At 55.5% G+C, this 25,147-nt stretch carries 19 protein-coding genes; 12 read left to right on the top strand and 7 right to left on the bottom strand.

What is annotated here, in order from left to right:
* Positions 1–85: 85 nt before the first annotated feature.
* The 7 genes from flhA (at position 86) to Mal52_RS16820 (ending at position 9,064) form a co-directional block, all read left to right on the top strand.
* Positions 86–2,206 (top strand): flagellar biosynthesis protein FlhA, encoded by a 2,121-nt coding sequence (gene flhA / locus Mal52_RS16850; protein WP_231961900.1) that lies wholly within the window; start codon positions 86–88, stop codon positions 2,204–2,206.
* 67 nt (positions 2,207–2,273) lie between these two features.
* Complete coding sequence (gene flhF / locus Mal52_RS16845; RefSeq protein ID WP_145377427.1) at positions 2,274–3,578, top strand: flagellar biosynthesis GTPase FlhF; 1,305 nt, start codon at positions 2,274–2,276, stop codon at positions 3,576–3,578.
* Positions 3,579–3,681: 103 nt separating this feature from the next.
* Entirely contained in the window at positions 3,682–4,581 is a 900-nt protein-coding gene (locus Mal52_RS16840; RefSeq protein ID WP_197533247.1) for a P-loop NTPase, read from the top strand.
* 186 nt (positions 4,582–4,767) lie between these two features.
* Positions 4,768–5,001: a hypothetical protein gene (locus Mal52_RS16835; protein WP_145377423.1), complete on the top strand. Its 234-nt coding sequence runs from the start codon at positions 4,768–4,770 to the stop codon at positions 4,999–5,001.
* 173 nt (positions 5,002–5,174) lie between these two features.
* A complete protein-coding gene (locus Mal52_RS16830) occupies positions 5,175–5,954 on the top strand; it encodes a FliA/WhiG family RNA polymerase sigma factor (RefSeq protein ID WP_145377421.1) in 780 nt (259 codons plus the stop codon).
* Between the two features lie 315 nt (positions 5,955–6,269).
* Positions 6,270–7,415, top strand: coding sequence for a LysM peptidoglycan-binding domain-containing protein (locus Mal52_RS16825; protein ID WP_145377419.1), 1,146 nt, complete (start codon positions 6,270–6,272; stop codon positions 7,413–7,415).
* 404 nt (positions 7,416–7,819) lie between these two features.
* Entirely contained in the window at positions 7,820–9,064 is a 1,245-nt protein-coding gene (locus Mal52_RS16820; RefSeq protein ID WP_145377417.1) for an SGNH/GDSL hydrolase family protein, read from the top strand.
* Between the two features lie 62 nt (positions 9,065–9,126).
* Here the strand turns inward: Mal52_RS16820 and Mal52_RS16815 are convergent, their stop codons facing one another.
* The 5 genes from Mal52_RS16815 to Mal52_RS29855 all read right to left on the bottom strand — a co-directional run bounded on the left by Mal52_RS16815 (position 9,127) and on the right by Mal52_RS29855 (position 15,602).
* Entirely contained in the window at positions 9,127–10,182 is a 1,056-nt protein-coding gene (locus tag Mal52_RS16815; protein WP_145377415.1) for an ATP dependent DNA ligase, read from the bottom strand.
* Positions 10,183–10,409: 227 nt separating this feature from the next.
* On the bottom strand, positions 10,410–11,552 hold the full coding sequence (mqnE, locus tag Mal52_RS16810) for an aminofutalosine synthase MqnE (protein WP_145377413.1): 1,143 nt from the start codon (positions 11,550–11,552) through the stop codon (positions 10,410–10,412).
* Positions 11,553–12,196: 644 nt separating this feature from the next.
* Positions 12,197–13,630, bottom strand: a complete 1,434-nt coding sequence (hemG, locus tag Mal52_RS16805; RefSeq protein WP_145377411.1) for a protoporphyrinogen oxidase — start codon at positions 13,628–13,630, stop codon at positions 12,197–12,199.
* Complete coding sequence (gene hemE / locus Mal52_RS29860; protein WP_197534264.1) at positions 13,627–14,679, bottom strand: uroporphyrinogen decarboxylase; 1,053 nt, start codon at positions 14,677–14,679, stop codon at positions 13,627–13,629. The genes hemG and hemE overlap by 4 nt, the downstream gene beginning before the upstream one ends.
* 56 nt (positions 14,680–14,735) lie before the next feature.
* Complete coding sequence (locus Mal52_RS29855; RefSeq protein ID WP_197534263.1) at positions 14,736–15,602, bottom strand: uroporphyrinogen-III synthase; 867 nt, start codon at positions 15,600–15,602, stop codon at positions 14,736–14,738.
* 684 nt (positions 15,603–16,286) lie between these two features.
* Between Mal52_RS29855 and Mal52_RS16795 the strand changes: the two genes are divergently transcribed.
* From Mal52_RS16795 to Mal52_RS16780, 4 genes are all read left to right on the top strand, one after another.
* Positions 16,287–17,081, top strand: a complete 795-nt coding sequence (locus tag Mal52_RS16795) for an MBL fold metallo-hydrolase (RefSeq protein WP_145377410.1) — start codon at positions 16,287–16,289, stop codon at positions 17,079–17,081.
* A gap of 113 nt (positions 17,082–17,194) precedes the next feature.
* Positions 17,195–17,584, top strand: coding sequence for a hypothetical protein (locus Mal52_RS16790; RefSeq protein WP_145377408.1), 390 nt, complete (start codon positions 17,195–17,197; stop codon positions 17,582–17,584).
* Between the two features lie 119 nt (positions 17,585–17,703).
* Entirely contained in the window at positions 17,704–18,165 is a 462-nt protein-coding gene (locus tag Mal52_RS16785; RefSeq protein WP_145377406.1) for a universal stress protein, read from the top strand.
* A 175-nt stretch (positions 18,166–18,340) separates the two neighbouring features.
* Positions 18,341–19,189, top strand: coding sequence for a hypothetical protein (locus Mal52_RS16780; protein WP_145377404.1), 849 nt, complete (start codon positions 18,341–18,343; stop codon positions 19,187–19,189).
* A gap of 29 nt (positions 19,190–19,218) precedes the next feature.
* Here Mal52_RS16780 and Mal52_RS16775 read toward each other — a convergent pair whose 3' ends face one another.
* Both Mal52_RS16775 and Mal52_RS16770 read right to left on the bottom strand, forming a co-directional pair.
* The gene (locus Mal52_RS16775; protein ID WP_145377402.1) at positions 19,219–20,820 is read right to left on the bottom strand and encodes a Na/Pi cotransporter family protein; all 1,602 of its coding nucleotides are present in this window, start codon (positions 20,818–20,820) and stop codon (positions 19,219–19,221) included.
* A 136-nt stretch (positions 20,821–20,956) separates the two neighbouring features.
* A complete protein-coding gene (locus Mal52_RS16770) occupies positions 20,957–22,864 on the bottom strand; it encodes an ABC transporter ATP-binding protein (RefSeq protein ID WP_145377400.1) in 1,908 nt (635 codons plus the stop codon).
* Positions 22,865–23,652: 788 nt separating this feature from the next.
* Between Mal52_RS16770 and Mal52_RS16765 the strand changes: the two genes are divergently transcribed.
* Entirely contained in the window at positions 23,653–24,990 is a 1,338-nt protein-coding gene (locus Mal52_RS16765) for a hypothetical protein (RefSeq protein ID WP_145377398.1), read from the top strand.
* Positions 24,991–25,147: the final 157 nt, after the last annotated feature.

Genomic DNA, 25,147 nt, shown 5'->3' with positions numbered 1-25,147 from the left:
CTCTTTTTCGCCAACTTTAATCAAATCTTTAAATTTTCTTCGAATTGGATAAATTCTTCCAATTCGACTTTCCCGGGAGGCATGGATGCCAACTGCGGCGTCTCATCGTTTGGAAGTCATGTGGGCTAAGTATCGGGAACTCATCTTCCCGCTGGTCATCTTTGCCTCGATCCTTGTGTTCGTGGTCCCGCTGCCGGCGTGGACGATGGACGTGTTGCTGGCTTGCAACTTGACCGTCGGTGCTGTGGTCTTGCTGACTACGATTTATGCCCGTAAACCGCTCGATTTTAGTGTCTTCCCGGCGTTGCTGTTGGGTACCACGTTGGCGCGGTTGGTGCTCAATGTGGCCTCGACACGGTTGATTTTAACGCGTGGTGCCAGCGATGGTGAGTTTGCCGCCGGAGAGGTGATTGCCTCGTTTCAGCGGTTTGTCGCCGGCGACAGCGTGGCGGTGGGGCTGATCATCTTTATTATTATCGTCGTGATTCAATTCTTGGTGATCACCAAGGGGGCGACGCGGATTAGTGAAGTAGCGGCCCGGTTTGCGTTGGATGGAATGCCGGGTAAGCAGATGGCCATCGATGCCGATCTGAACGCCGGAATTATTAGCGCCGAGCAGGCGAAAGTGCGGCGGGAAGAGATCTCGCAGCAAGCGGACTTCTATGGGGCCATGGATGGTGCCAGTAAGTTTGTCCGTGGTGATGCGATTGCCGGGATTGTGATTACGTTGATCAACTTGGTCGGCGGGATCTACATGGGTATGGTCGAAAACGACATGACATTTCGGGTGGCGATCGAAACCTTTACGAAATTGACGATCGGCGACGGGTTGGTCAGTCAGGTACCGGCGTTCTTGATCTCATTAGCAGCCGGCTTGTTGATTACGCGATCGTCGAGTGACAGTGACCTTTCGGGCGACATGGTGGGGCAAATCTTTAGTTCGCCTCAAGCGATGTGGATTGCTGCCGGGTTTTTGGTGGCATTGTCGTTTACCGGTTTGCCGGGGCCTCCGTTGTTTATCTTGGGGGCTGCGTGTGCCGGTGTGGGTTATTCGCTCACGACAAGTCGTAAACATAAAGCGGTAGCCCAGGTTGCTGCAGATGCGGAAAAAGAAGAGAAGGCACGGCCGGAGCCGAAGCCTGAGGACAACTTGCTGGTTGATCCGATGGAGTTGGAATTGGGCTTTGGTTTGATCCGTTTGGCCGACGTGAATTCGGGCGGCGATTTGCTGGATCGGGTGACGCGGGTGCGGCACAAAGTGGCGCAGGAGTTGGGGATCATTCTGCCGAAGGTGCGGATTCGCGACAATATCCGTCTCGAGCAGCGGCAGTATCAAGTCAAGATCAACGATGTGGCGGTGGCCTGGGGCGATGCGTATCCGGACGGGTTGTTGGCGATCGATACCGGTGCGACCAACGGGACGGTTCCCGGCGTGGAAACCGTTGAGCCGGCGTTTGGGCGTCCGGCGGTCTGGATTGAAAGCGGACAGCGGGAGCGGGCAGAGTTGATGGGTTATAGCGTGATTGAGCCGGCGGCGGTGATTGTCACGCATTTGACTGAAGTTGTCCGCCAGCACAGCGACGAGTTGTTGTCGCGGCAGCAAGTGCATCAATTGATTGATAATTTGAAGGAACGGTCTCCCAAGGTGGTCGAAGAGTTGATTCCTGACCTGTTAAAGACGTCGCAAGTGCATCAAGTGCTGACGAATCTGTTGCGCGAGCAGGTGCCGATTCGCAATTTGGAGGCGATTCTGGAGTCGTTAACGGATTGGGCGGATCGGACGAAGGATACAGGCATTCTGACTGAGTATGTCCGGCACGGGTTGTCGCGGCAGATTTGTCAGCAGTTGCGCGATAAGAATCGCGTATTGCGAGTCATTACGATGGATCCGGCGATCGAGGATCTCGTCGCGGCGGGGATCGAACATGGTGAGCGTGGCACGGTGGTGAAGCTTTCGCCGCAGGTGTCCGAAGCGGTCACGCGTGGAGTGGCTGAGGAGTTGCAGCGTCTGACGGCAGCGGGTCATCAGCCGGTGATTGTGGTCAGCCCACAGATTCGAGCGACGCTCAAGCAGATTACGTCTGCGGTGTTGCCGTCGTTGGCGGTTTTGAGTTTGAACGAAATTACGCGAGATACACAGGTGGAGGCGATCGGTCAGGTTGGCGTGGAAGCTGTTGCGGGTGCCGGCGCAGCATCGGCCGGCTAACCACGGCCCCGTTGGGGGTGTCCCGGAGTTCAGCGGATCGAAGTGAGAATTGGAAGGAATCTAGACAATGGCGGATGTGCGGACTTATCGAGCGGAAACAATGCAGCAGGCATTGGATGTCGTGCGGCGCGAATTGGGCCCTGATGCGGTGATTTTGCACACACGCGAGATCCCGCAACCGCGGTTTCTCAAATGGCGGCGTACCAGCCAGCGTGTAGAAGTCACTGCCGGGACTGGCGTGAATGTGCGGACACCCGCTGCACGCGCGGTTCAACCCGCCGCAGTCGCCTCGCCGCCGAAGGCTCCTGTTGATGACGGCGGTGTGTCGCTGGAGATCGATTTGTCGCGAACGGCGGCTCCGGAGGTGTTTGCACCGTCGCCGGAATTGCTCTCACCGCCGCCGGCTCCGACGCGTGAGCCAGTCACGGAGAGGGAATTGCCGTCAGTTGTGTCGCAGCCCTCGGGTTCGCAAGCTGCGGATTCGTCGCCGATTTCGAGCCAGTTGCGATCGATTGAGCAGATGGTCAAGTCGCTGAGTCAAACCGCGGCGGCGCGACGTAGCGATGAGGTTCCAAGTGATTTGTTTCATCTCTATGCGGAATTGATCGACGGTGAAGTCGAGGACACACTGGCTCAGGAAATGGTTTGTCGCCTAAAGGCGGAGTGTACTGACGAGGAGTTGCAGGACGTGCAACTCGCCAAGGCGCGTTTGTCACAGATGGTCCAAAACGAGCTGCATTGCAGCGGTCCGATTCGCGTCACGCCCGGGCAACGCAGAACGGTTGCCTTGGTGGGTCCTACGGGAGTCGGGAAGACGACGACCATTGCGAAGTTGGCGGCGAATTTTCGTCTGCGTGATGGAATTCGCATGGGTTTGGTGACCGTCGATACCTATCGGATTGCCGCTGTGGAGCAACTGCGGACCTATGCCGAGATTATTGATTTGCCGATGAAGGTTGTCACTAGTCCTTTGGAGATGCGGCGGGCGATGGATGAGTTGTCCGGGTTGGATCTCGTGCTGATTGACACAGCCGGTCGTAGTCCACGTGACGAACCTAAGATTCAAGAGTTGCAGAACTTCTTGTTAGAGGCCAAGGTTGACGAAGTGCATTTGGTGATGAGTTTGGTGGCGAGTGCACGTAGTTTGGAAACGACTGCTCGGCAATTTGCGGTGGCCGGAACGACATCGGTGATTCTCACCAAGCTTGATGAGGCAGCCGGCATGGGGGCATTGTTGTCCTCAGCCCGGAAGATTGAGGCACCGGTCAGCTATTTGACCACCGGCCAGGATGTCCCCGACGATATCGAAACGGCGGAGGCAGAGCGGATGGCGCGGTTGGTACTTGGGAGTGAGTCGCTGTTTGATCATTGAGCGATTGCCTGTTGCCGTGCCGCGTTGTTGTAGATTTTCTGTTTTTCCGTTTCTGTCGCTCAAATGAATGCCTGTCACCAATCCGAGGTGTGAATCAAATCCAATGAACGACCAAGCACGCGTGTTAAGAGGTCTGGTCGACCAGCAAGAAAGCGATGCCATCGTGGTCCCGCATGGCAGGTCGTTGCGCGCACGGACGATTGCCATCACCAGCGGTAAAGGAGGGGTGGGCAAAAGTAACCTCGCGTTGAATATGGCAATTGCGTTGCGGCAATCGGGGGCTGAGGTTTGCGTGCTGGATGCGAATCTGGGGTTAGGAAACATCGACGTCTTGTGTCACGAAAACAGTTATTGGAATCTTTCACACATGGTCAGCGGGGTCAGGACGTTGGCCGAGATCTGTCGGACGGGGCCGGCTGGTGTGCGGGTCATCCCGGGAGCAGGTGGCTTGGTCGACGTGGCGGACTGTCCCGAGCGGGTGCAAAAAAAGATGCTGAGCCAGTTAGTCGAGCTTGAGCACTCGCACGATTATTTAATCATCGATACCGGGTCGGGCATCGATCGCCGTGTGCGGCGGTTTTTGGAATCCGCCGATGTTGTGCTCGTCATCACGACGCCCGAGCCCACCTCGATTGCTGACTCATACGCTACAATCAAGGCGTTGATGTCGTCGCCGGAGATTCCGGTTTTAGAAGCGGTCGTCAATCAGGCGCGCAGTCGTGAGGAAGCGACGCGGATTTTAGAACGGATTGGCGAGACATCGCGGTTATTCCTACAAACTGAGGTGGGGGCCGGGGGCTTCGTTCCCTATGACACGGCTGTTCCCGAAGCGGTCAATCTTCAAACACCATTTTTGTTACATGCGCCCCGTTGTCCTGCCAGTCGTGCGATCGAACAATTGGCTCGCCGAATTAAGAACATCTCACGGGTCAAACAATCCCGCGGCGATTTCTTTTCTCGAATCTGGCCGAGTCGTCCGCGCGAGGCGGCACAGGCATCTTGAATCGGTCTGTTTGTCAAGTTGGCGAGACTAGAAGTTATTTAGCGAGTTTGCGGCGCATGCGGATCAGTAAAGTTTTGCTAGAGTTTTCAGGCCAGAGTGCCGATATCCTCAACGGGGAAATCTTGTGCGCGGATACGGATTCGCGGCATGCCGATTTCCCGAGTAGTGGATATCGGATATTGACGCGTGGCCAAACAGTTTGCAATTCGGTTGTCTTTAATCATGTTCGCGGTCTCGGTGATCGAGTCGGCCGTGACAGGCGAAGCATTTCATGCCGCGTTAATTGCGGCGGGGACCAAAGCCGTCTGCTTCTTCGTCATCGGATTGTTTGTCGGCGAGATTGCTCGTCGGGTCGTCGAAGAAAATGCAGTTGCGGAGTTCGCCGACATAACAGCGCCGTCAGCCGTTCAGGAGTCGTAGGTCTTGACTTCAGTCGGCTTGTAAAAGCTGAAGGAGCGCCGCGTTATTTTGTATGGGGAGATAGCATCTTGTTATCAGTATAACTGAGCGGTGACCACAACACCGATTCACCGACACTAAATTCTAATCGCCGATATCACGTCTGTTGAACGTAACGCACCAAGGAGGGTTGCATGGCAACAAAAATTGATCCGCTCGTTTTGGAAACCTGGCAAGAATATAAAAAAGACCAGACCAATTTACAGTTGCGGAATAAGCTGATGGAACGGTATTTACCGTTGGTGCGCTACAATGCCGAACGCGTCTGGGCCAAATTGCCCGAAGGTGTGGATCTGAACGATCTGATTTCCGCCGGCGTCTTTGGATTGATGGATGCCATTGATGCGTTTGATCTTGAACGCGGTGTGAAGTTCGAGACCTATTGCGTACCGCGGATTCGGGGAGCGATGCTCGATGAATTGCGGACGATGGATTGGGTCCCGCGTTTGGTCCGCAGCAAAGCCAGCAAATTGGAGAATGCGCGGAAAAAAGCGGAAGCCGAAGTGGGACGGCCTCCCACGGACAGCGAAATCGCCGCCAAAATGGAACTCACGCCCGAAGAGTTCAACAAGCACAAAAGCGAAGCCAACGCCGTCAATCTCGTCAGCTTGAATAAGAAGTGGTACGAGACAGATAGCTACAAAGACGTGCGCGAAATCGATGTGTTGGAAGATGGCAAGGGAGAGGATCCCACCGAATCGATCCAACGTCGCGATCTAATGAAGTTGGTCACCAAGGGCCTGAATCGTAACGAACGGCTGATCATCATCCTCTATTATTATGAGGAACTGACGATGAAGGAGATCGGCAACACGCTCGGGCTGTCTGAAAGTCGCGTGAGCCAAATGCACTCCAGCATTGTGAACCGCCTGAAAGATCAGCTCCGCCGCCGCCGTCCGGAGTTTGCCCAATAGAATGGGGCTGCCGACGGAAGACGCAAGATTCTTAAAAAAATCCCGCCGCACATTACGGCGGGATTTTTTATGCGCTGAGGAGTGTTCGTTTGAACTCTAAGGCATAGGGACCTCGACAGTCGTAGTGGTGCGTTAATAGCGGCAGGTTATGTTGATTTTGTGGGGCGGCCCTATTTTGGTCATGACCCAACCAGCCGTGCGCGCGGTGAGGCAGGCGCAGTCATTTTGCTGATTATCTCAAAATCTGGTCTCGTTTTTCGGACCAGCCGTCGATATTTCGAGATACAGGGGAAGGCAAAAACATATGGATCAATCATGAATCGTGAACTTAAAGTACCCGCAGCATTAGCCATAATGCTTCTGGGGTTCGCAGCCATGGTCCTTTGGTGTGGTAAATCTCAAGACGATGCGGGCGCTGAAACTGCGCACGAGGACTTCTCTGACATCGATGCAGAAATCCTGGACCGGCCGCACACGCCGCATCTCACGGGGCTTGAAAGTCCTTCCGATGCGCCGGCGGCTCCGAACGCCGATGAAACCGCTGCAGAAGATGAGGGGTGGTTGAGCTGGTTGAACGGGACCGACGCGGCAGATGCGGACTTGGTCTCCGACAACAAACAGACCGCAACCGATGCTGCAAGCGAATCGAAACAACACTCTCCCCGGAATCAGAAACTGATCACCTCGCGCCCGGTTGAAAGTGGCAATACGCTCGGCCGCGTCGCTGAGAATGCCGGAGACGACGCTGAGATGTGGGTGTCGAACCTTGGCGATGATGATCTGTCGCAAGAAGCGTTCGGAAGCAATACCGCGATTCCAGCGCCCATTCAATCGGAAACGCCGTCGGTGGTCACCACTGACCGGCAACCGCGGCATAATGAAGGCTGGGACGTCGTCGCTCCGTCAGTCGCTGAGGAACTGAAGCAGCACCCGATTCGTCCGCAAGTGACTCAACAGCGAACCTACATCATTCAGCCGGGAGATACCTTATCGCGCATCGCTGCCAAGTTTTTAGATGGCAGTCATCGCGCGGTCGATATCTACGAAGCAAATCGCGATGTCCTCGCCAATCCCAATCAACTCCGCGTGGGAACCAAGATCGTTATCCCCAATCGCCATGTTGCGCCGGCAAAACCGATCGTGAAACCCAACGGCCCCGTCGCTGAGAATCCGTCAGCCAGCCGCAGCGAACGCTCCAGCAGTCGGGATTCGCTGTTTGTTCCCGTTAGCAGCCGTCCACTGGGAAATGTAGTCCGCGATTCGAGTGGTCATTCGGAGGCTGGTACGACGCAGACAGCTGCGCCGCGAGAATACAAAGTGCGACGTGGTGATTCGCTAGAACGGATCGCCGTGAAATTCTACGGTTCGCGACGCAAGGCTCTCGACATCTTTCGCGCAAACGCTGAGCACTTGTCCAGCCCCAACGCAATCCGCGAAGGAATGACCCTTAAACTACCCTAGGGCGGCTCAGCCGCTTGGTGCGAGCTGCCGCTCGGAGTGCAAACGGGCCGCTCCCGGTGGTCGCTGCGCGTTGAAAACAGCGTGACGGGAGGGCGAGGGTTGCGCCGAGCCACGCATTTCGAAGTCGCGTTGTCTGCTTGTAGATATCGCAGATTCTAGCCAGCTGATGCGGCTCAGCAGGAGCTTCGCCCTCCCGCGGACGCAATGCATCTAACGCACAGCGACCACCGGGAGCGGCATCTCACAACCCGAGCGGAAGCTCGAACCAAGCGGCTGAGCCGCTGGGGTATCTTAGAATGGTTGTGGGAAAAGCTGGGTTGTCTTGTTTTTAGGTTGTGGGTTACACTCCGCCCCCTCTCATCTACGACGGGCGGTGTCGCCTTCATTCCTGGCTCGATTTCCCGATGATCCGAACTCGGCTAGCAGATCTCAAACATCTCATTTACGCGGTGTTGGCGCTACTGATTCTTGTAGTGCTTGGCGAGGTCGGGTTGCGCATATACGATTCCTATACGGGGCAGATCACGCGGAGTGATATCTTCGATCAAGGGATCGTGCACCGATCTTGGACGACGCATCACGCTCTCAAGCCGTCCGAAACACAGCAATCGCCAACGGTGGGCGAGACTCCGGGAGTTACGGTCCGCATTAACAGTCTAGGGCTGCGGGGAGACGAAATCGTCGTGCCCAAGCCTCCTGGCGTGTATCGGATTGTTTGTTTGGGGGATGAACGAACGTTGGCCACTGAGGTTCCGGAGGAAGAGACTTTTGCCGGGCAGTTGGAAGCGCTGCTGCAACAATACACGCGACAACGCGTAGAGGTCGTCAACGCGGGTGTCCCGGGCTATTGTCCATTGCTGTCGTATTTGCAGGTCAAGCATCAACTGGCTGCGCTGCAAGCTGATGTGTTTGTGATGAACTTCGATATGTCCGACGTTGCCGACGATTACCACTATCGGCGAATGACGGCCATGTCGCGGGACGGTCTTCCGTTGAATTGTACGCATCCCAAATTATTGCCGGCTCCGAATACCGGGGCCTCGCCCGATTGCGAATTGTTGTTGCTGCTGCAATGGGGCAAACGGACGGCTTCGGAATTGGTGGCGGACAACATTGGCGATGGGGAGGCTGACAATATTTCGGTCGCCACTGGCCGTTACGCATGGCTGAAGGACGATCCACCCGATTGGTCGCCCTACATTGAGCAATCGATGGAACCGCTGCAGCAACTCAAGACTCTAACGCGAGGTTTATTCGCCGATCTACTCGTGGCCGCTGGTCCTGTGCCGTGGCAGATTTGTCCCACCGCAAGTGGTGGGGAGGCCCTGCGCAACGAGATCGGTGTTCCCGTTGGGACGCATTGCGCGAGTCGTCGGCCTTTTCAGATTTTGGCCGACTACTGCCAGCAAGAAACGATCACGATGTGTGATACGTCGCCGGCGTTTCAAGCTTCGGATGTCCCCGCTACGCTCTTCCAAGAAGAGACGTTGGGATATTCGCGAGAGGGACATCGCCTGTATGCGCGGGAATTGGCGAAACGCATCTTACGCAATTCCGCTGGAATCTGGGAACGTCCCCAATCGAGCAGCAATTCGCAACCGGCCCCACAAGCCACGACACATCGCGACCCTCGCTCTACACCGCAATGATGCGTCGAGAGATCCTGCCCGCAGCCTCCCCGTTGGAGCGGGGAGGCCATTGGACAGGGAAACTATTTTGCATCTGCCAACCGCGACACGAAGGCCGGTTTTTTCAACTTGTTGCGTTTGGTCAGTCCTTCGCAATTGATGCGGCACATGAGTGTGGGTTGTAGCCAGTTGGCTGCCACTTTGGCTTTAACAAACGGCCGGTCGCGACCAAGTGTTGCCATGCGATCCGCTAGGATCTCGCGGTCTTCTTTGGGGATGCCATTGAAGACGGTGCCGACGTATTGCAGTTTACCCTTCACCAAACTGGCCAGTACCAAGCCGGTGAATTTTTCAGGCGACTCCCCGATATAACCGATGATCAGGCAGTCCAGATCCTGGGTTTCAATGATGACCTCTTCTTTGTCTTCTTCATCCCCGACAAATTCGTCGATGGCTTCTTCCAGGGACTCTTCGCCTTCACCTTCACGAGCCTGTCGTACGATTTCGTGGACCATGTTGGCTTGGGCTTGTTCTTCAAATCCCCAGTCTTCGAACAACGCGTTGTAGTTGATTCCACCGATGACAGCGACGGCCAAAAATGCAGCTGTGGCGCCCCAGACGGCCAAGGCCAATCGCGGAGCACTTTTTGGCAGGATTCGGTTCGACGGCCCCCAAATTGCCAGCGGTTGAAAGAAGATATCAGTGGGGCCGAAATCGGATGATTTCATCACGGCATACATATAGGCCCAGGCTTGCCCAACCATCAGCGAGCAGAAGCCAACGAATAACTGGATCAATGCCCAATGCCCACGTTCGCCGCTGACCGTGTCGGTCGTGACACGGCCCAGGATACTGAGCACAATCAAGGCGACTTCGCCGGCGCCCACAACCCAAGCCCAGCCAGGAATCACTTCGTACCATTCCAGCGGTTGTTCTTGCTGGACATCTTCCTCAGCGGAATCGACCTCGACACAGGTGTTGAGAGCCGGGTACCAGCCGCACCGTGGACACCAGGACGAGTGGCCCCAATCGTCCGTGGATTCGCAGTTCGCACAACCTTGCCCCGTTTTTGGAGCTTGGGGTGCCACAGCAGATTGGGAATTGGATTGCGAATTATTGTGCGAGTCGTTGGAGGACATGGGAGGGCCTTTTTTGTGACGCCTAGGGGAATCCGCGCGCTACGTAGCGCTGGTCTCTGCAAAACCCTAGTACGTCCCTGCCCAGCGTGACGCGATCACCACCACAAGCCGTCAAATTCTGGGGCGGCATCTAACGGCAAGGAAGTCAGCGCCGCGCATAGCGATAGAATGGAATGCGCCAGAAAGACAGGTTCCAGTGATCAACGCGATCTTAGTGGCCCCGGGTATTAGACGCCGGCACCAGTCAGGATCGGTTCGCCGATATGCCAGGCAGCCCCGTCGCGGATCACTTTGCGGTAGAGCGTATCGCGTTCGACCGGAATGCGGCCTGCTTCGGTGATCAGATCGGTCAATTGCGCGACCGTCAGCCCTTCGGGCGTCTGGGCACCGGCGTCGTGATAAATGATCTCGTGCACAACTGTGCCGTCGAGATCGTCGGCGCCAAAACTGAGTGCGAGTTGCGCGGTCTCTTGCCCCAACATGATCCAATACGCTTTGATATGATCGAAGTTGTCCAGCATGATGCGGGAGAGTGCCATGACCTTCAGGTCGGTCAATCCGCTTGGCTTTTGGATTTGGTCCAAACCGGTGTTTTCCGGATGAAAGGCCAGTGGGATGAAGGTTTGAAACCCGCCGGTTTCGTCCTGTAGGGCGCGGAGTCGGCAGAGGTGATCGACGCGATGCGCTTCGGTTTCGATATGGCCATAGAGCATCGTCGCGTTTGTGCGGAGACCTAGCTTGTGTGCCTGGCGATGAATATCAATCCAGTTTTCGCCGTCTGCTTTGTGCTCGCAGATTTTGCCGCGGACATCTTCGTGAAAGATCTCCGCCCCGCCGCCCGGCATGCTTCCCAAACCGGCATTGATGAGCTGTTCCAAAACCCAAGGGATCGATTGTTTGGTTTTGAAGCAGAACCAATTGATCTCGACCGCCGTCCAGGCTTTGATATGGATCTCCGGACAGGCTTCGTGGATCACGCGGATGATGTTGACGTACCAGTCAAAATCTTTTTGGTGATGCAAGCCGCCGACAACATGGATTTCCGTGGCACCGGCCGCCTGGGCTTCGGCGACCCGTTCGCGAATCATATCGTCGGTGAATTCGTAGGCTTTGTCCGCATGCAAGTCGGATCGAAACGCACAGAACGTGCAGCGATAGACGCAGACGTTCGTGGGATTCAGGTGCATGTTGGTGTTGTAGTACGCGAAATCGCCGTTTTTGCGTTCGCGGACAAGATTCGCCAACCGGCCCAGCGTCTGCACGTCGACCTGCTCGGCCAGAAACACGCCTTCGTCATAGGTCACGCGTTCGCAGGCTTCGATTTTGGTGGAGATCTCGCGAAGCTGGCTGTCGTAGGTTGCTGATTTCATGCTCTGTCCACTGCCATCTATGCGTAAAGAGTTGTCACCGTTCTGTGGAACCGTGCCAAAACGGGTCTATTAACCATTAGTTACCACATTATAGGCGGATGTACGCGATTGTCACGCATGAGAAATCTGGAGGCCAATTGGAACATTCCCGCACGTTTGCGAGACTATTTGATGCTCATTAGTCCCAATAGTTGAATATCACCTCGCCCATCGTTTGCGGATTCCAATATTTCATTTCATGCAATTCGGCCCTCGACAAATTCCCAACCATCGATTCAGTAATCGGCTGTGCTAGGTCGTCGGCAGTTAGGACCTGGTACCGATCGATAGCACGAAATTCAGAGGCGAATGCGGGAACATCGATGAAATTGAGGGTCAAATCTCCGACGTGTCGCACTTGCGCCATCGCCAAATAGGGGAAATGTATGTTCAAGAGAGTTAAGAAATTTTCGTCACCAATGGCGAATTCTGTAGTTCGAAAGTTTTCAACCCCAGAAGGTTCATCGATGGAACGAACTGCCGCGTCGCACCGACGAGCGACCTGATAACAGTCACTGCGAAATTGGCATTTTTCAATGCTGACAGGAAGCGGCGGATCTTTTCGATTTGTGAATCCTGTAATTCCACGCGGCAGGACGATCATATCAAATCCTCGAAAACACCCGTTCGGCAGCTTGTTCGCCGCTATGTACGCAGTCGGGGATGCCGACGCCGTGGTAGGCGTTGCCGGCGAGTTCGAAAAAGGGGAGGGCGGCCGCTGCGGCTTCGATCCGCTCGACGCGCTCCAGGTGACCGACGTGGTATTGCGGCATGGCTTGTTGGTAACGGGCGATGCGGGCGATTTGCGGTTCTCCCTGGACGCCGAGTAGCTCCGCCAATTCGCCGCGCACGAGGGACAAGAGTTGTTCGTCATCCAATTCCAACAATTCCGGCTGCATGGCGCCTCCCACGAAGGTGCGGAGTTGGACGCAGTCGTTGGGAGCGCGGTCGGGGAACTTGCGACTGGTGAACGAGACGGCGAGAATTTTGCGGTTTTCAACCGCGGGAATGACTAAGCCGAACGCATTGAGCGGATTGGCGACATCGGCGAGACGATGCCCGGTGACGACGATCGCGCTGGAGGCGTACTCGATCGACTGCAACTGCGCGGCCAGCGGCGCAGCAAAGGCCGCGACCAAATCGCCGACGCGATAAGCGGGCAGGGCGGCGATGACCGCGTCGAATTCTTCGTGACGTCCATCGGCCGTTTCCAAAGTGGCCGACGCATTCTCGGGGCCGGGCGTCAAACGTGTGACGGCGGTATTCATGCGGACGTCGCAATTTTTCAGTGAGGCGATCAGGGCAGCGAAGAGTTCAGAGATTCCGGTGGCAAAAGTGGCGAACAATCCATAACGCGCCCCGCTCCCGCTATTGTCTTTGCGTCGCGCGGATTGGCGGCGTGATGCCCGAATCAAGCTGCGGTGCTCTTTTTCCATGTCGAGAAAACGGGGCAGGGTTGCACGAAGACTCAGTTTTTCTGGGTCGGAGGTATAAATTCCTCCCACCAACGGCTGCACGATTCGGTCTAATACCTCACGCCCGAGACGTCGCCGCACGAAATGGGCGAGGCTTTCGTCTTGTCCGTTATTGCCGCGCGGCAGAATGTATTCCATTCCCAGCCGTAGTTTGCCCCAGGGGCTGAGCAGGGGCGATTTGAGGACGGGGCCGATTTTTGATGGGGCGAGCAGCATGAACCCTTCAGGGATCGGTTGCGGTTTGCCGTTGTGCAGGACCAACGACCGCCGGTAATTGGCGTCGGGGGAGATCAAACGATCCTCCAAGCCCAACCGTTTGGCCAAATCGACGGCCCACGGCTTGTCGGTGATGAACGAATCGGCACCGGTCTCGACGTGGTAACCATCGATTTCCTCGGTCCCCATCACACCGGCCAACCGGTCGCTCGCTTCGAAGAGCATGATATCCAGTGGCTGTTGCGATTCGGAACGCAGTTCAGTCAGACGATGCGCTGCGGACAATCCGGAGATTCCGCCGCCGATCACAGCGACGCGGCGCACGCTGGTGGGGGCAGCGGGATTCATGACGGCCCGGCGGCTCCCAATTCATGGACCATATCCACCAGCGCGATCGCATTTTCCACGGGCACTTGCGGCATGATTCCGTGTCCCAGATTGAAAATATGGCCGGGACGTCCTGCAGCAGCATTCATCACGTCTTGCGTCCGTTTGCGCAAAACCTTTGTATCCGCCATCAACGAGACAGGATCAAGATTTCCCTGGACGGCGACGTCGTGGCCGACGATGTCCCAGGCTTCGGCCAGTCCGATCCGCCAATCAATTCCGATGACCTGTCCACCCGCTTCGCGTAGTAGTGGCAACAGCGCGGGATTGCCGGTCAGGAAATTGATCACCGGCACGTCTTTGGGCAGCGCATCAATGAGGGCTTTGGTGTGTGGCAGGACGTATTGCCGGTAATCGTCCGGGGAGAGGCAACCGGCCCAGCTATCAAATATTTGGACCGCTTGGCAGCCGGCGGCGATTTGTGCTTTCAAATACCGCGCAACGCTGTTGGACAGCCGCTGCATCAACGTATTCCAAGCGGCTGGATCGGAGTACATCCACTGTTTGGTATGAATGTAATTCCGCGAGCCACCCCCCTCGATCGCATAGGAAGCCAATGTAAACGGAGCACCGGCGAAACCAAGTAGCGGAATGTCAGCCGGGAGGTCGCGGCGAATGAGTTTGACCGCTTCGAAAACGAAGCCAAGCGCCTCCATGTCCTCCAACTCGTGGCAACGATCGACATCGGACGGCGACGAGAGCGGATTGTGAATCACGGGGCCTTCGCCCTTGGCGTATTCTAAGTTCAGGCCCATTGGTTCCAGAATCGGGAGCAAGTCGGCAAACAGGATCGCTGCGTCGACTCCTAGGCGTTCCCGGGCGACGAGCGTGACCTCGGCGGCCAAGTCGGGGCGTTTGCACAATTCCAGAAAGGTGACTTTGTTCCGGATGGCCATGTATTCGGGCATGTACCGTCCAGCTTGTCGCATCAGCCAGATGGGGGTCGTGTCGACCGGTTCGCGGCGAGCAGCGCGCATAAACCGGCTATTTTGAAGTTCGGGAGTAGTCAAGATGCGTCAATTCCGCGGCAATTGAGGTCGTTCGTTAGTATCAGCGCGCTGCTTGCTCAATCGTTGCCGCGTTTGGATTCTAGAATCTTCGGCGCGGCTTGAGCGGCGGCTCGCACTAAGTGTCCCATTTTTGGGTGGTCCGGTTCAAGGTCCACGGGCAAACCGACGGAATGCAGGTGCTCACTGGCTGTGGGACCGATGGAGGCGATGACGCAATTCGCCGCAGCGTCCAGCCAATCCTGCTTCAATCCCGCCGTTTCGGCGACTTCCAACGTGTTGTGCAGTTGCTGCGCGCTGGTGAACATCAGCACGTCATGGTCGCCCGCGACGGTCGCGCGGATTGCTGAAAGCAACGGTTCCGTGTCGTCGGGGAGTGCCCATTGATAAACGGTGACGGGCCGAACAGTTGCCCCACGTTGTTCCAAGGCCGCATAAAACTCGGTGCTAGGCCGTCCGTACTCCTGCACGGCAACGACTATGCCGGCAAGGTCCTCGCCGAAAACCGTGAGCAATTCCCGCCACGTGTTCGGTTCCGGGGCTTGTCCGGCAAAGGGGACTTTCCAGCTGCGAAATACGGCGGCCGGCTTCGGGCCGCGGACAATGCAGTGGGTTTGCCGCAGCGCGTCTAGAAACTTCTCGCGGGGATAGCGGGTTTCGATGGCCGCTAAGAGTGCCTTGGCACCAACGCCCGTCATGAAGGCGATGATGTCGATCTGGCCGGCAAATAGCTCTTCGGCAAATTGCAACGCTTCGGGGTTTTCTCCGAGCGGTACTTCTTGCATCGAGGGGGCAATCGTTGCCAGACCGCCGTGCCGTTCGATCAGCGACCGCATTTCATTGCCTTTGCGGCTTTCAAAGGAACAGACGCGTAAGCTTTGGAAACTGGCTGGTTGGTGGGTCTCTGTCTCGGAGGATTCTGCCATTGAGGTTTTTCCCGTCCATTCGCGCGAGGGGGGGAACGACCCTCCGCTGCGGGCGTGAGCGGTGGGCGCATAAAAAAAAGGTAGCCCAGAAGAAGGATAGGCGCTCGCCCGGGCCTGCGTTTAACCGCGGCCCAGCTATCCTCCCGTCTGAGCTACCAAAATATGGTAATGTCTTGTTGTCGTCGTTTGCAAGAAATCAAAAGTCGACCAATCTCTTATCGACCAACTCGACTCATTTCATTCTAGAAAAGCATTAAGAATTTACAAGCAGTAACGATCGTGTACCACAACGAACTACAGGAAATCCCTACTTGGATTGCAGTGATTTGATTGATCATGTGCCTGGGTCATCATTCGCTCCAGAGCATTCGTTGCACACGATGAATGGCATAGTTCTATGGCACTATGCCTGAGGTTGGTTATTATTTTTCTGTCTGGCGAGAACAACTTTGCTGTCGCGATGTTTCACTGCTTGCGCACAAACGTATCTTGATGCATGAGGCACAAAACCGGGGGACTGTGATTTTAGCCGAGTTTTCATCCGCATTGCCAGGTTAGGTTTCGTGGTGGGAAACCGGCGACCGCCTCGCAATATTGGTCTGTTGCTCACACGACAGGGTGTTCAACAGCGGTCCGTTCGGTATCATCCAAATTCCTCTGCTTTTCCCTCCTTCGATTGATATTATGCCGACACTGCCACCTACAAAAACATCAAAATTGACCCTGTTGGGGACCGGAACCAGCCACGGCGTGCCGATGATCGGCTGTCATTGCGAGGTCTGTGAGTCAACGAATCCGCGCAACAAACGCACACGGACGGGCGTTGTGGTGTCGGTCCCGGGCGGGAATTTCCTGATCGACACCCCGCCGGAATTGCGGATGCAACTGTTGCGAGAGCGAGTTGATTTGATTCACGCAGCTCTCTATACGCATAGCCATGCTGATCATCTGTTTGGCTTGGATGATTTGCGGCTGTTCGGCTTTTACCTCAAGGGGCCGGTGCCGCTGTATTGTGAAGCCAATGTCGAGCAGCAGATTCGCAGGTCTTACAATTACGCCTTTGAAGTCCCGCGGAACAATCATCGCGGTGCCGTGCCAGCCTTGGAGTTTCAGCGCATCGAGCTCGAACCGTTTACGCTGTTGGGGCAAACTGTGCAGCCGATTCGTTTGCTGCATGGGAAGTTACCGGTGTTGGGATTTCGAATTGGCGATGTCGCCTTTTGTACCGATGTTAGCCAAATTCCCGATGAGAGTTGGCCGTTGTTGGAGGGCTTGGAGGTTCTGGTCTTAGATGCATTGCGTGAGGAACCGCATCCAACGCACTTGAATATCGAACAGGCATTAGAAGTGGTTGAGCGGGTCAAGCCGCAACGGACCTACTTCACGCATATTGCACACACCCTGGAACACGAAGCGACGAATTCGCGATTGCCTCAGGGGATTGAATTGGCATACGATGGTCTGCAAATCCCGTTTTGATTGATTCGCTGATATGGAGTGGGGGAGCGGTCGTGGTCTTGGCCGCTCATTGTGTTTGGTCTTTATGCCTGTGGCTTCGCCGCGGGGTTTCCTGACAGCGCCCGGCAATTATCATGAATGACGAAGCAGCCATGACGGCATTTGCCCGTCTTGCGGAAGTCTCACAACAGAAACAGCAGTATCCGCAGCGGGATAAATTCCTGTTGCTGACCGGAATTTCCGCATGCCGCGCCGCATGTGTTGATATTGCGGCGCGCTGCCGTGAAATCGTTCTCGCCAACAATCCGCAACATCTGATTCGAAAATACGCCTCCTTGCCCGATGCTCTGCGTTCCGAGGACTTCGAGGTATTCCATGCGCAGTTGGATCGCTTTTGCACGTTTGAAAAGGCGGAATACCTGTTGCATGAATTCGACGACGGCGGATCGGCCGGTGAGCGTGCGATTCGAACGGTCGAGCAGCTTCGCGAGTCGTTGAACTCCACCGACTGGGAAACAGGGTGAACCGCAAAAGTCAGTGCTTAGGGTCTGGCCAGTTGGCGGCATGCGCGCTACAATTGACTGCCTAAAGTGACTTGGACATCTGGAAATCCAGTAACGCAAAAAGTAGGAGAGCTGTCACGATGTTGAATCGAATCCTGGTGCCGACCGACTTCAGCGACAATGGCGCGAACGCATTGAAGTATGCGCAAAATCTTGCTGAAAAGTTTGGTGCGGAAATCCATCTGGTACATGTGATTGCCAATGATACGGCAGTGGCGATGGGTTCGGACGGATTTTTCGCCGTGTCGGACGAAATCATGCAGGACCTGCATAACGCAGTGACCAACAAATTGCAGGAGACGGCTGCGTCGGTGGCGGGCTCAGTCAAGAATGTCGTGCAGGAAATTCGCGAAGGGGCTCCATTTTCGGAGATTATTCAATACGCCAAAGCGAAGGACATCGACCTGATCGTAATGGGAACGCATGGCCGCACCGGGATTTCCCATCTGCTGATCGGAAGTGTCGCCGAAAAAGTCGTCCGCAAAGCCCGCTGCCCGGTATTGACGGTTCCGTCCGACGGACACGAATTTACGATGCCTTAGGCTGGTCGTTAAATCGTAACTATCGAGAGCGCGTGCTGAAAGCTCCTAGGATCTTGTGACGGACTGCATGGTAATTTATAGAACGAGCGCCCCATACAGGGTAACATTCTGACAATGGACCGTGCGTGAGGCCGAAAATCATCGACAGGAAAATCTCTGTTAGGGAAACGGATTGGTGCTCGAAACATTCCAAGAACTTGCCCCGTCGATGCAAATCGGTCTCATCCTGTTGGTTCTGGTCGCATGTGCGTACTTGCTCTTACCACTGGTGATTAAGGCGACTCTGAAGCATAACGCGGATCCGAGTCTCGACATCTTTGATCCTGAAATAACTCCCATCCCGCAAGCCGCAGTTGAATTCTTTGAGTCGACGGCCCGCGAAATGGAGCAAGTCGGTTTTTCCATCGTGGAGTATGTGTTGGTCCCGGATTTGGTTCCGGATGCCATCGCTGTTGTCATGTTGTTCGTGAACCCCATGGAACAAGACCAAGCCATCGCGGCAGTGATCTGGGGTTTTACCGAACAGGAAGACGCCAAAAAGATTTCCGTGCGAAACGATCATGTGGAGTTCAGCACTGAGTTTGATGATGGCAGCGAAATCGGCACTACCAACAACACAGTGGAGGGCGCGTTCGCTCCTGTATCGCACAAAACGCTCCTACAGTTTTCTGATATCAAGCGACCGTCACGCCTCTATCGTGTGCATCAGCGCGCCGTTGAAGAACTCGCAGCCGGCAAAAAGAAGAGACGTCTGCCGCCCACCGAACAACTCGTCGAACAACTCAAACAGGATTTGATCAAGGAATTTTACGATCAGATAGCAACAGGTTTCCTTTATCTGGATTCAACGCAGCAGTACTATCTTCCCACGTTCAAAGGCGCCTATCTGATTTGCTGGAAACAGATGTGGCCCATAACTTCGGTGCGCCGGGCTTTACGCCGGCGACGCGCAACCCGGCTACTCAGAGAATGGGATATCGACTTTTCCGGTATTGGTTCTCCGATGTCGTCGTCAGATGCGTAACGATACATGGAACGAAGGCGTTGCTAAGATCACTTCTGCTTGAAATCGGGGGTGTCCTCGTTTGTTTGTGCGGACATGTGGTACGCCACCCGCCAGACGTGGTATCCAATTCGCCGCAGCCAACGCGCGGCATCCATGTGTTTGATGGCCTCGCTGGGTGTCAATTTTCCGTGCGCGGTGGTGGAGACGGCTTGCTCGCGAAATGTCCGCATATCAGTTTTCAGCTGGTGATTGATGTCGTGGTACGCCTCTGCCTGTTCCGGGGACAGTGGGAATTCTTCTTCGGCGATCCGCTCGCACGCGGTCGCCAATTTGTCCGCCATATTCGACAAGTCCGGTTCCGCGCGACAGGTGCGGAGGCGGGCTTGATCTTGCAGTCGCCGATTCACGCGTCGCAAATGGTCGAGTGTGTGGACACAGGCTAAAAAGGCATGGTCGGTGATTTGATCCTCGGCCTGGACGGGAATTGCCTGCAAGTATTCCTGCGTCTGGTCGAGGGCGTCTTCAATATCCAGTGCGAGTTGTTCGTCCGTGACTGCGGCCGGTTGTCGTAACCAGCGGCTCAATTCGTGGAAGACGACCTGGAGGATGTCATGGATGGTTGCGGAAACGGCATCCAGTGCGGCGACGGGAGTGGATAACTGATTTTTGTCCAGCCGTTTCACCAGGAGATTGCCGCGCTCGGGAAACATTCGCTCGATCAAGTTGGCGAAAGTGCGCGTGAAAGGCAAAATCGCGATCACGCCGATCATATTGAAGAACGTATGAAAACCGACAAGCACCAGTTCCGGAGAATTCGCCTCCGCGCCGGGCCACAAAGCTGCGACCGTATCTAAAAAGGGTGTTAACAGAAAAAAGGCGCCGATAGCGGTCAGCGAATTGAAGGCGACGTGTGCGAAACCGGTTCTCCGCGCTTGGACGTTGCCGCCAACCGTGGCCAACATCGCCGTGAAGGTCGTTCCCAAATTCATGCCGATGACGATGGCGGCGGCTTGGTTGAGCGAAATGGAATTCGCATGCAGTGCCACCAGTGCTGCGGCGACTCCCGCACTGGAGGATTGCGTGACGACGGTGATCACCACGCCGATCAAAACCAGCAGCAGCCGTCCTGGAATCGTGTCGGAGGGAAATATCTCGGGAGTCACAATGCCGCGGAATTCCGCCATGCCCAGTTGCATGGTGCTGATGCCCACAAAGATCAATCCAAATCCCGTAATTGCGGTTCCCGCCGCTTCGCATTTGCCTCGGCCGAATATTTTGAAGATCACGCCCAACAAAACCAGCGGCATCGCAAATTCGTCAAGTTGTAGATTGAACCCCAACAGGGCAACAAACCAACCAGTAATCGTTGTGCCGATATTTGCGCCGAAGATGATTCCCAATGCCTCGGGAAAACTCAAGATGCCGGCGTTGACAAATCCCACTGCTAAGACCGTAATCGCGCTGGATGACTGTACGATGGCTGTGGACAAGCAACCGGTGGCCACTCCTTGCAGCGGATTGCGTGTGGAGCGTTTAATCAGCCAGCGCAATCGATCGTCAGCCGTCGAGCGCAGACCTTGCGTCAACAACTGCATCCCCAACAGGAACAGTCCTAATCCCCCCAAGGCCTGTAAGATTCCGCGGGTCATACGAGTGTCTCTATGGCAGCGTAGCTATAAGCTGGGGTCATTCATACTGAACACGACATCCACAAACGCGATGCTCTTGCGGTCAGGCCAACAAGTCAATTCCATCACCTCGTCCGTCATGAAAGCGGCGCGGCAGTTAACTCATTTGTAATTCTACCATTTCGCGATACCGGCTGCTCTGATCCATGAGACCGTGGTGCGTTCCCGATTCAACGATCCGGCCTTGTTCGAGTACAAAAATGCGGTCGGCGTCGGTGATGGTGCTCAACCGGTGCGCGATGACGAAGCATGTCCGGCCAGCGGTGAGTGTCGCCAAGCTGTCTTGGATCAGGCGTTCGCTTTCGGTATCTAGATTGCTGGTCGCTTCATCCAAAATCAGAATGCGGGGATCGGCTAAGATCGCGCGGGCAATGGCCAGACGTTGCCGTTGTCCCCCGCTGAGCCGTACTCCCCGTTCGCCGATGACCGTGTCATAACCGTCAGGCAGTTCCTGGATAAAGAGATCCGCGTTGGCAGCGCGGGCGGCTTCTTGGATATCCTCGATTGTGGCTGACTTGGCTCCATAGCCGATATTTTCCGCCACTGTCCCGTCGAAGAGAAAGATATCCTGTTCGACGATGCTCAATAATTCGCGATAACTCTCGACGCGAATATCTTTGAGATTCACACCGTCGATATCGATCTCGCCGGACGTGGGGTCGTAAAAGCGGGCGATCAGGTTGCATAGCGTCGTTTTCCCGGCGCCGCTCGGACCGACCAATGCCAACGTTTCGCCAGGTTCGACCTCCAGGTTGATGTCCTTTAACACGGGTGTCTCGGTGCCGGGATAATGAAAACTGACATCGCGGAGCGTCAAACGGCCAGCGACCGTTTGCGGATCGAGTGAGACTGCATGGGGGGCCGGCAGCATTTCTTGGGGATCGGCCATCAGGTCCAGCACGCGATCCAAACCTGCGAGACTGCTTTGGAATTGCGTGGCGCTGTTGGCCAACACTGCGACCGGTTCGAGGAGCATGGCGAGATAAAACAGGAACATCATCAAGTCGCCCAGCGTGATTTCACCCTGCAAGACCTGCAGTCCGCCATAGATCAACAGGCCGGAGGAGGCGAGGGGGATCAGTACGCTCCAAACCGTTTCTACGATCCGCATCCTCCACCAGGCCAACAGTTCTTGCCGCGCCATCAGGTGATTGCCGCGGGTGAAACGACCCGCTTCGCTGCGTTGACGCCCGAAGGTCCGCACCACCCGCATGCCGCCAAAGGCCTCAGTAGCGTGGCTGTCGATTTCCTGACGGCGCCGACGAATATCGCGTTGCAGTGGACGGATCCGGCTGATCCAAGTGCTGTGCGTGATGTAGACCGCCGGCAATAGAATCAACGAGCCGAGCAACAGTCGCCAATCAACCCAGGCCAGCACAGCCAAACTGCCAACCAGTTGAATGATCGCCCGCCAAGGATTGTAGAGCATGCTGAAAATCAATTCGGCCACACCCCCGGCATCCTCCCGCAGAATACTGGTGACCCCGCCCGACTTGAGTTGATAGACCCGATGCAGCGGCAGTCGCACCGCATGATCGAAGACACGTTTGCGGACCGACATCTGCACGAGTTTGGTCGATTTTGTCGCCAACCACCGCCCCCAAACGTGAATCACGATTTCGATGACCGAAATAGAAATGACGGTGACCGCCAGGAGGATCAACAGGTCACGCGGATTGGCGGGGAGGGAGACACGACTCGTGACCGATTCCGGTAGCGGCCGGCCGGTGAAAACGTAGTCGATGGCAATCTTCGTGGCGGCGGGGGGGACGAGTTTGAGAACCGTCGAGATGCTGAGCGTAAACAGCGAAAAGGCGATCATTTTTCGATGACCGGTCAGCAACTTCAGGAATTCCCGCAACAGCGTATAGAAAGATCGATCATGTCGCGGAGTTTCTCGCAGTTTGTCCTGACCTGCGAGCGCAGCATCAGCAGGTGCGGATTTGACACGGATGGCGTCGAGATACTCAGAAAACCGTTGTCGGCTGGAAGTTTGTCGGGGCATGAATTGTATTGTCGCAGTATTCGAACGGTGCTGGGGAGTTTCCGGGGTGTAGCCAGGAGGGGCATCGGTGAATTGTATACGACGAGGTCAATTTGGTCGCCACCTAGCTGGAATTTAGTGTGATGCAAACGTCGGGCCGATACGCTGGGCCACCATAATGGTTGAGGGATCAATCACAGAAAATGCAACGCAGCCATTGTGGATTTTGGCTCTGCATCTAAAAGAAATTAACCACGAAAAAAGCGAAAGACACGAAAAAAGAGTGCCCGCTTTTGGAAAGATTTGGTGATTACTGTGATGTGAGACAAGAGTAGTCGCGGAAACGTTCGGTGATCACGGACGGTTATCAACTGGCATCCTGACCGGCGTCGATAGTCTGGGAAACCTGATAAAATCCATCAAACTGTCGGTAGGCGAGGCGCGGTCAGGGCTGATTTGTGTGGGGTATGCGAGTTTGATTTCCGCATATTCAGCAGAGACTTGGGGGGAACCGTTTGAATATACATTCAGGAATTCAAAATACCTTCAAATTTTAATGCGTGTTAGAACGCAAATACCCCGCAGGGGTGAGACATCGTAGCCCAGGGTAAGCGGCAAAGCCGCGCCACCCTGGGATTGCTTTGACATCAAACATTTGCGAGTATTTTGTCGTTGACGAGATCGCCGGTTGACTGTTGCCCACCTGTGGAACTGCTTACAATCAAGTAAGCAAGTATTGATGCGTCTGGACTCAGTTCCCGGAAGTCATCATGATTTATCCACAATGCGACAACAGGAATCTCCGGCTCATGTCACGCAATACTCCGGCGAGCGGTTTGGACTTATCCGTTTCACGGCGCCGTTTTCTTCAGACTTCGCTTGCCAGTGGACTGGTCTCCCCGTTTCTGGCCAACAGTCTCTACGCCGCACCCGCAAAAAAACGCCCCAAAGTTGCCGTGGTGTACACGGCTTTCGCGCATCGTTGGCATACCCATGTGTTGCTCGAGAATTTTCTGGAGTCGTACATCTTCAACGGGGAATTGACCGACCCCGGGGTGGAGGTTGTCAGTTTGTATGCCGATCAGCATCCTCAGGGCGACATGACGACGGAGATCGCCAAGAATTATGGACTGCCAGTCTATGACTCAATTTCCGACGCGCTCTGTTTGGGGGGCAAGGAGTTGGCGGTCGATGCGGTCCTTTCGATCGGCGAGCATGGCAGCTATCCCAAAAATGATCTGGGACAGGTCGAGTACCCGCGGAAACGGTTTTTCGATGAAATCGCGGCTGTGATGAAACGCTCGCAGCGATTTGTGCCGGTGTTCAACGACAAGCATCTTTCGTATCGCTGGGACTGGGCCAAGGAGATGTATGACACCTCCGTGCAGCACGGGATTCCGTTCATGGCAGGCAGTTCGGTGCCGTTGGCGCAGCGAGCGCCAATGATTGACAATCCGATTGGCGTGGAGATTGAGGAAGCGATCTCCATCCATGGCGGTGGGGTGGAATCGTATGACTTTCACGGTTTGGAAGTGCTCCAGTCGATGGTCGAAGGACGACGCGGCGGCGAGACGGGAATTGCCCGCGTGCAGTTTTTGTCCGGCGATGCGTTAATGGCGACCGCTAACAAGCGTTGGTCGGTCGATCTGGCGGCGGCGGCGATGCAGGCGGAGGCGGACTTTATGGGGCAGCCGGTCATTGATCCCAAAACTGCTTCGCACGGAATTCTGTTGGAATACAAAGACGGTTTACGCGCGACCGTGCTGAAAGTGGGTAATAGCGGCATCCGCTGGAATTTCGCCTGCCGGGTCAAAGGGGAAGCGAAACCGGTCGCTACGTATTTCAATCCCGGCCCGTGGGACAACCGTTGTCTGTTCAAAGCGCTTTCGCATGCGATTCAGAACCACTTCATCCACGGGAAAGCACCGTATCCGGTCGAGCGGACGTTGATGACGACCGGGGTTTTGGACTCCGCAATGCATTCCCGTCACGCGGGCGAAAAGTCACTCGCCACACCGCAATTAGAATTCGCCTATCAAACGCGCGACTACAAAGCAATGCGCGAAACCGGTGCATCCTGGAAGATCATCAAACCGGAGACCCCGCAGCCGATGGGGATTGCTTCGGATGAACAGTACCTTCAGTAGGCTTGAGGCTTGAGGGGACAGGCTTGAGGTAGTAGACGGTAGGCGGTAGGCAGTAGGCAGTAGGCAGTAGGCAGTAGGCAGTAGGCAGAAAAGAAGTGGCCGGTGGCCGGTGGCCAGGATTTTTGGGTGGCGGTTTTCTATAGCCTACGGTCTCAGG

It is taken from the genome of Symmachiella dynata (assembly GCF_007747995.1).
GTDB classification, from domain to species: domain Bacteria; phylum Planctomycetota; class Planctomycetia; order Planctomycetales; family Planctomycetaceae; genus Symmachiella; species Symmachiella dynata.
The sequence above is the reverse complement of the archived record's forward strand: the minus strand, read 5'-3'. Positions and strand labels throughout refer to the sequence as shown.

Excerpts from the sequence above, each read along its gene's own strand:
- flhA (WP_231961900.1), top strand. The coding sequence starts at position 86 with ATGCCAACTGCGGCGTCTCATCGTTTGGAAGTCATGTGGGCTAAGTAT.
- flhF (WP_145377427.1), top strand. The coding sequence starts at position 2,274 with ATGGCGGATGTGCGGACTTATCGAGCGGAAACAATGCAGCAGGCATTG.
- Mal52_RS16840 (WP_197533247.1), top strand. The coding sequence starts at position 3,682 with ATGAACGACCAAGCACGCGTGTTAAGAGGTCTGGTCGACCAGCAAGAA.
- Mal52_RS16830 (WP_145377421.1), top strand. The coding sequence starts at position 5,175 with ATGGCAACAAAAATTGATCCGCTCGTTTTGGAAACCTGGCAAGAATAT.
- Mal52_RS16825 (WP_145377419.1), top strand. The coding sequence starts at position 6,270 with ATGAATCGTGAACTTAAAGTACCCGCAGCATTAGCCATAATGCTTCTG.
- Mal52_RS16820 (WP_145377417.1), top strand. The coding sequence starts at position 7,820 with ATGATCCGAACTCGGCTAGCAGATCTCAAACATCTCATTTACGCGGTG.
- Mal52_RS16815 (WP_145377415.1), bottom strand. The coding sequence starts at position 10,182 with ATGTCCTCCAACGACTCGCACAATAATTCGCAATCCAATTCCCAATCT.
- mqnE (WP_145377413.1), bottom strand. The coding sequence starts at position 11,552 with ATGAAATCAGCAACCTACGACAGCCAGCTTCGCGAGATCTCCACCAAA.
- hemG (WP_145377411.1), bottom strand. The coding sequence starts at position 13,630 with ATGAATCCCGCTGCCCCCACCAGCGTGCGCCGCGTCGCTGTGATCGGC.
- Mal52_RS29855 (WP_197534263.1), bottom strand. The coding sequence starts at position 15,602 with ATGGCAGAATCCTCCGAGACAGAGACCCACCAACCAGCCAGTTTCCAA.
- Mal52_RS16795 (WP_145377410.1), top strand. The coding sequence starts at position 16,287 with ATGCCGACACTGCCACCTACAAAAACATCAAAATTGACCCTGTTGGGG.
- Mal52_RS16790 (WP_145377408.1), top strand. The coding sequence starts at position 17,195 with ATGAATGACGAAGCAGCCATGACGGCATTTGCCCGTCTTGCGGAAGTC.
- Mal52_RS16785 (WP_145377406.1), top strand. The coding sequence starts at position 17,704 with ATGTTGAATCGAATCCTGGTGCCGACCGACTTCAGCGACAATGGCGCG.
- Mal52_RS16775 (WP_145377402.1), bottom strand. The coding sequence starts at position 20,820 with ATGACCCGCGGAATCTTACAGGCCTTGGGGGGATTAGGACTGTTCCTG.
- Mal52_RS16770 (WP_145377400.1), bottom strand. The coding sequence starts at position 22,864 with ATGCCCCGACAAACTTCCAGCCGACAACGGTTTTCTGAGTATCTCGAC.
- Mal52_RS16765 (WP_145377398.1), top strand. The coding sequence starts at position 23,653 with ATGTCACGCAATACTCCGGCGAGCGGTTTGGACTTATCCGTTTCACGG.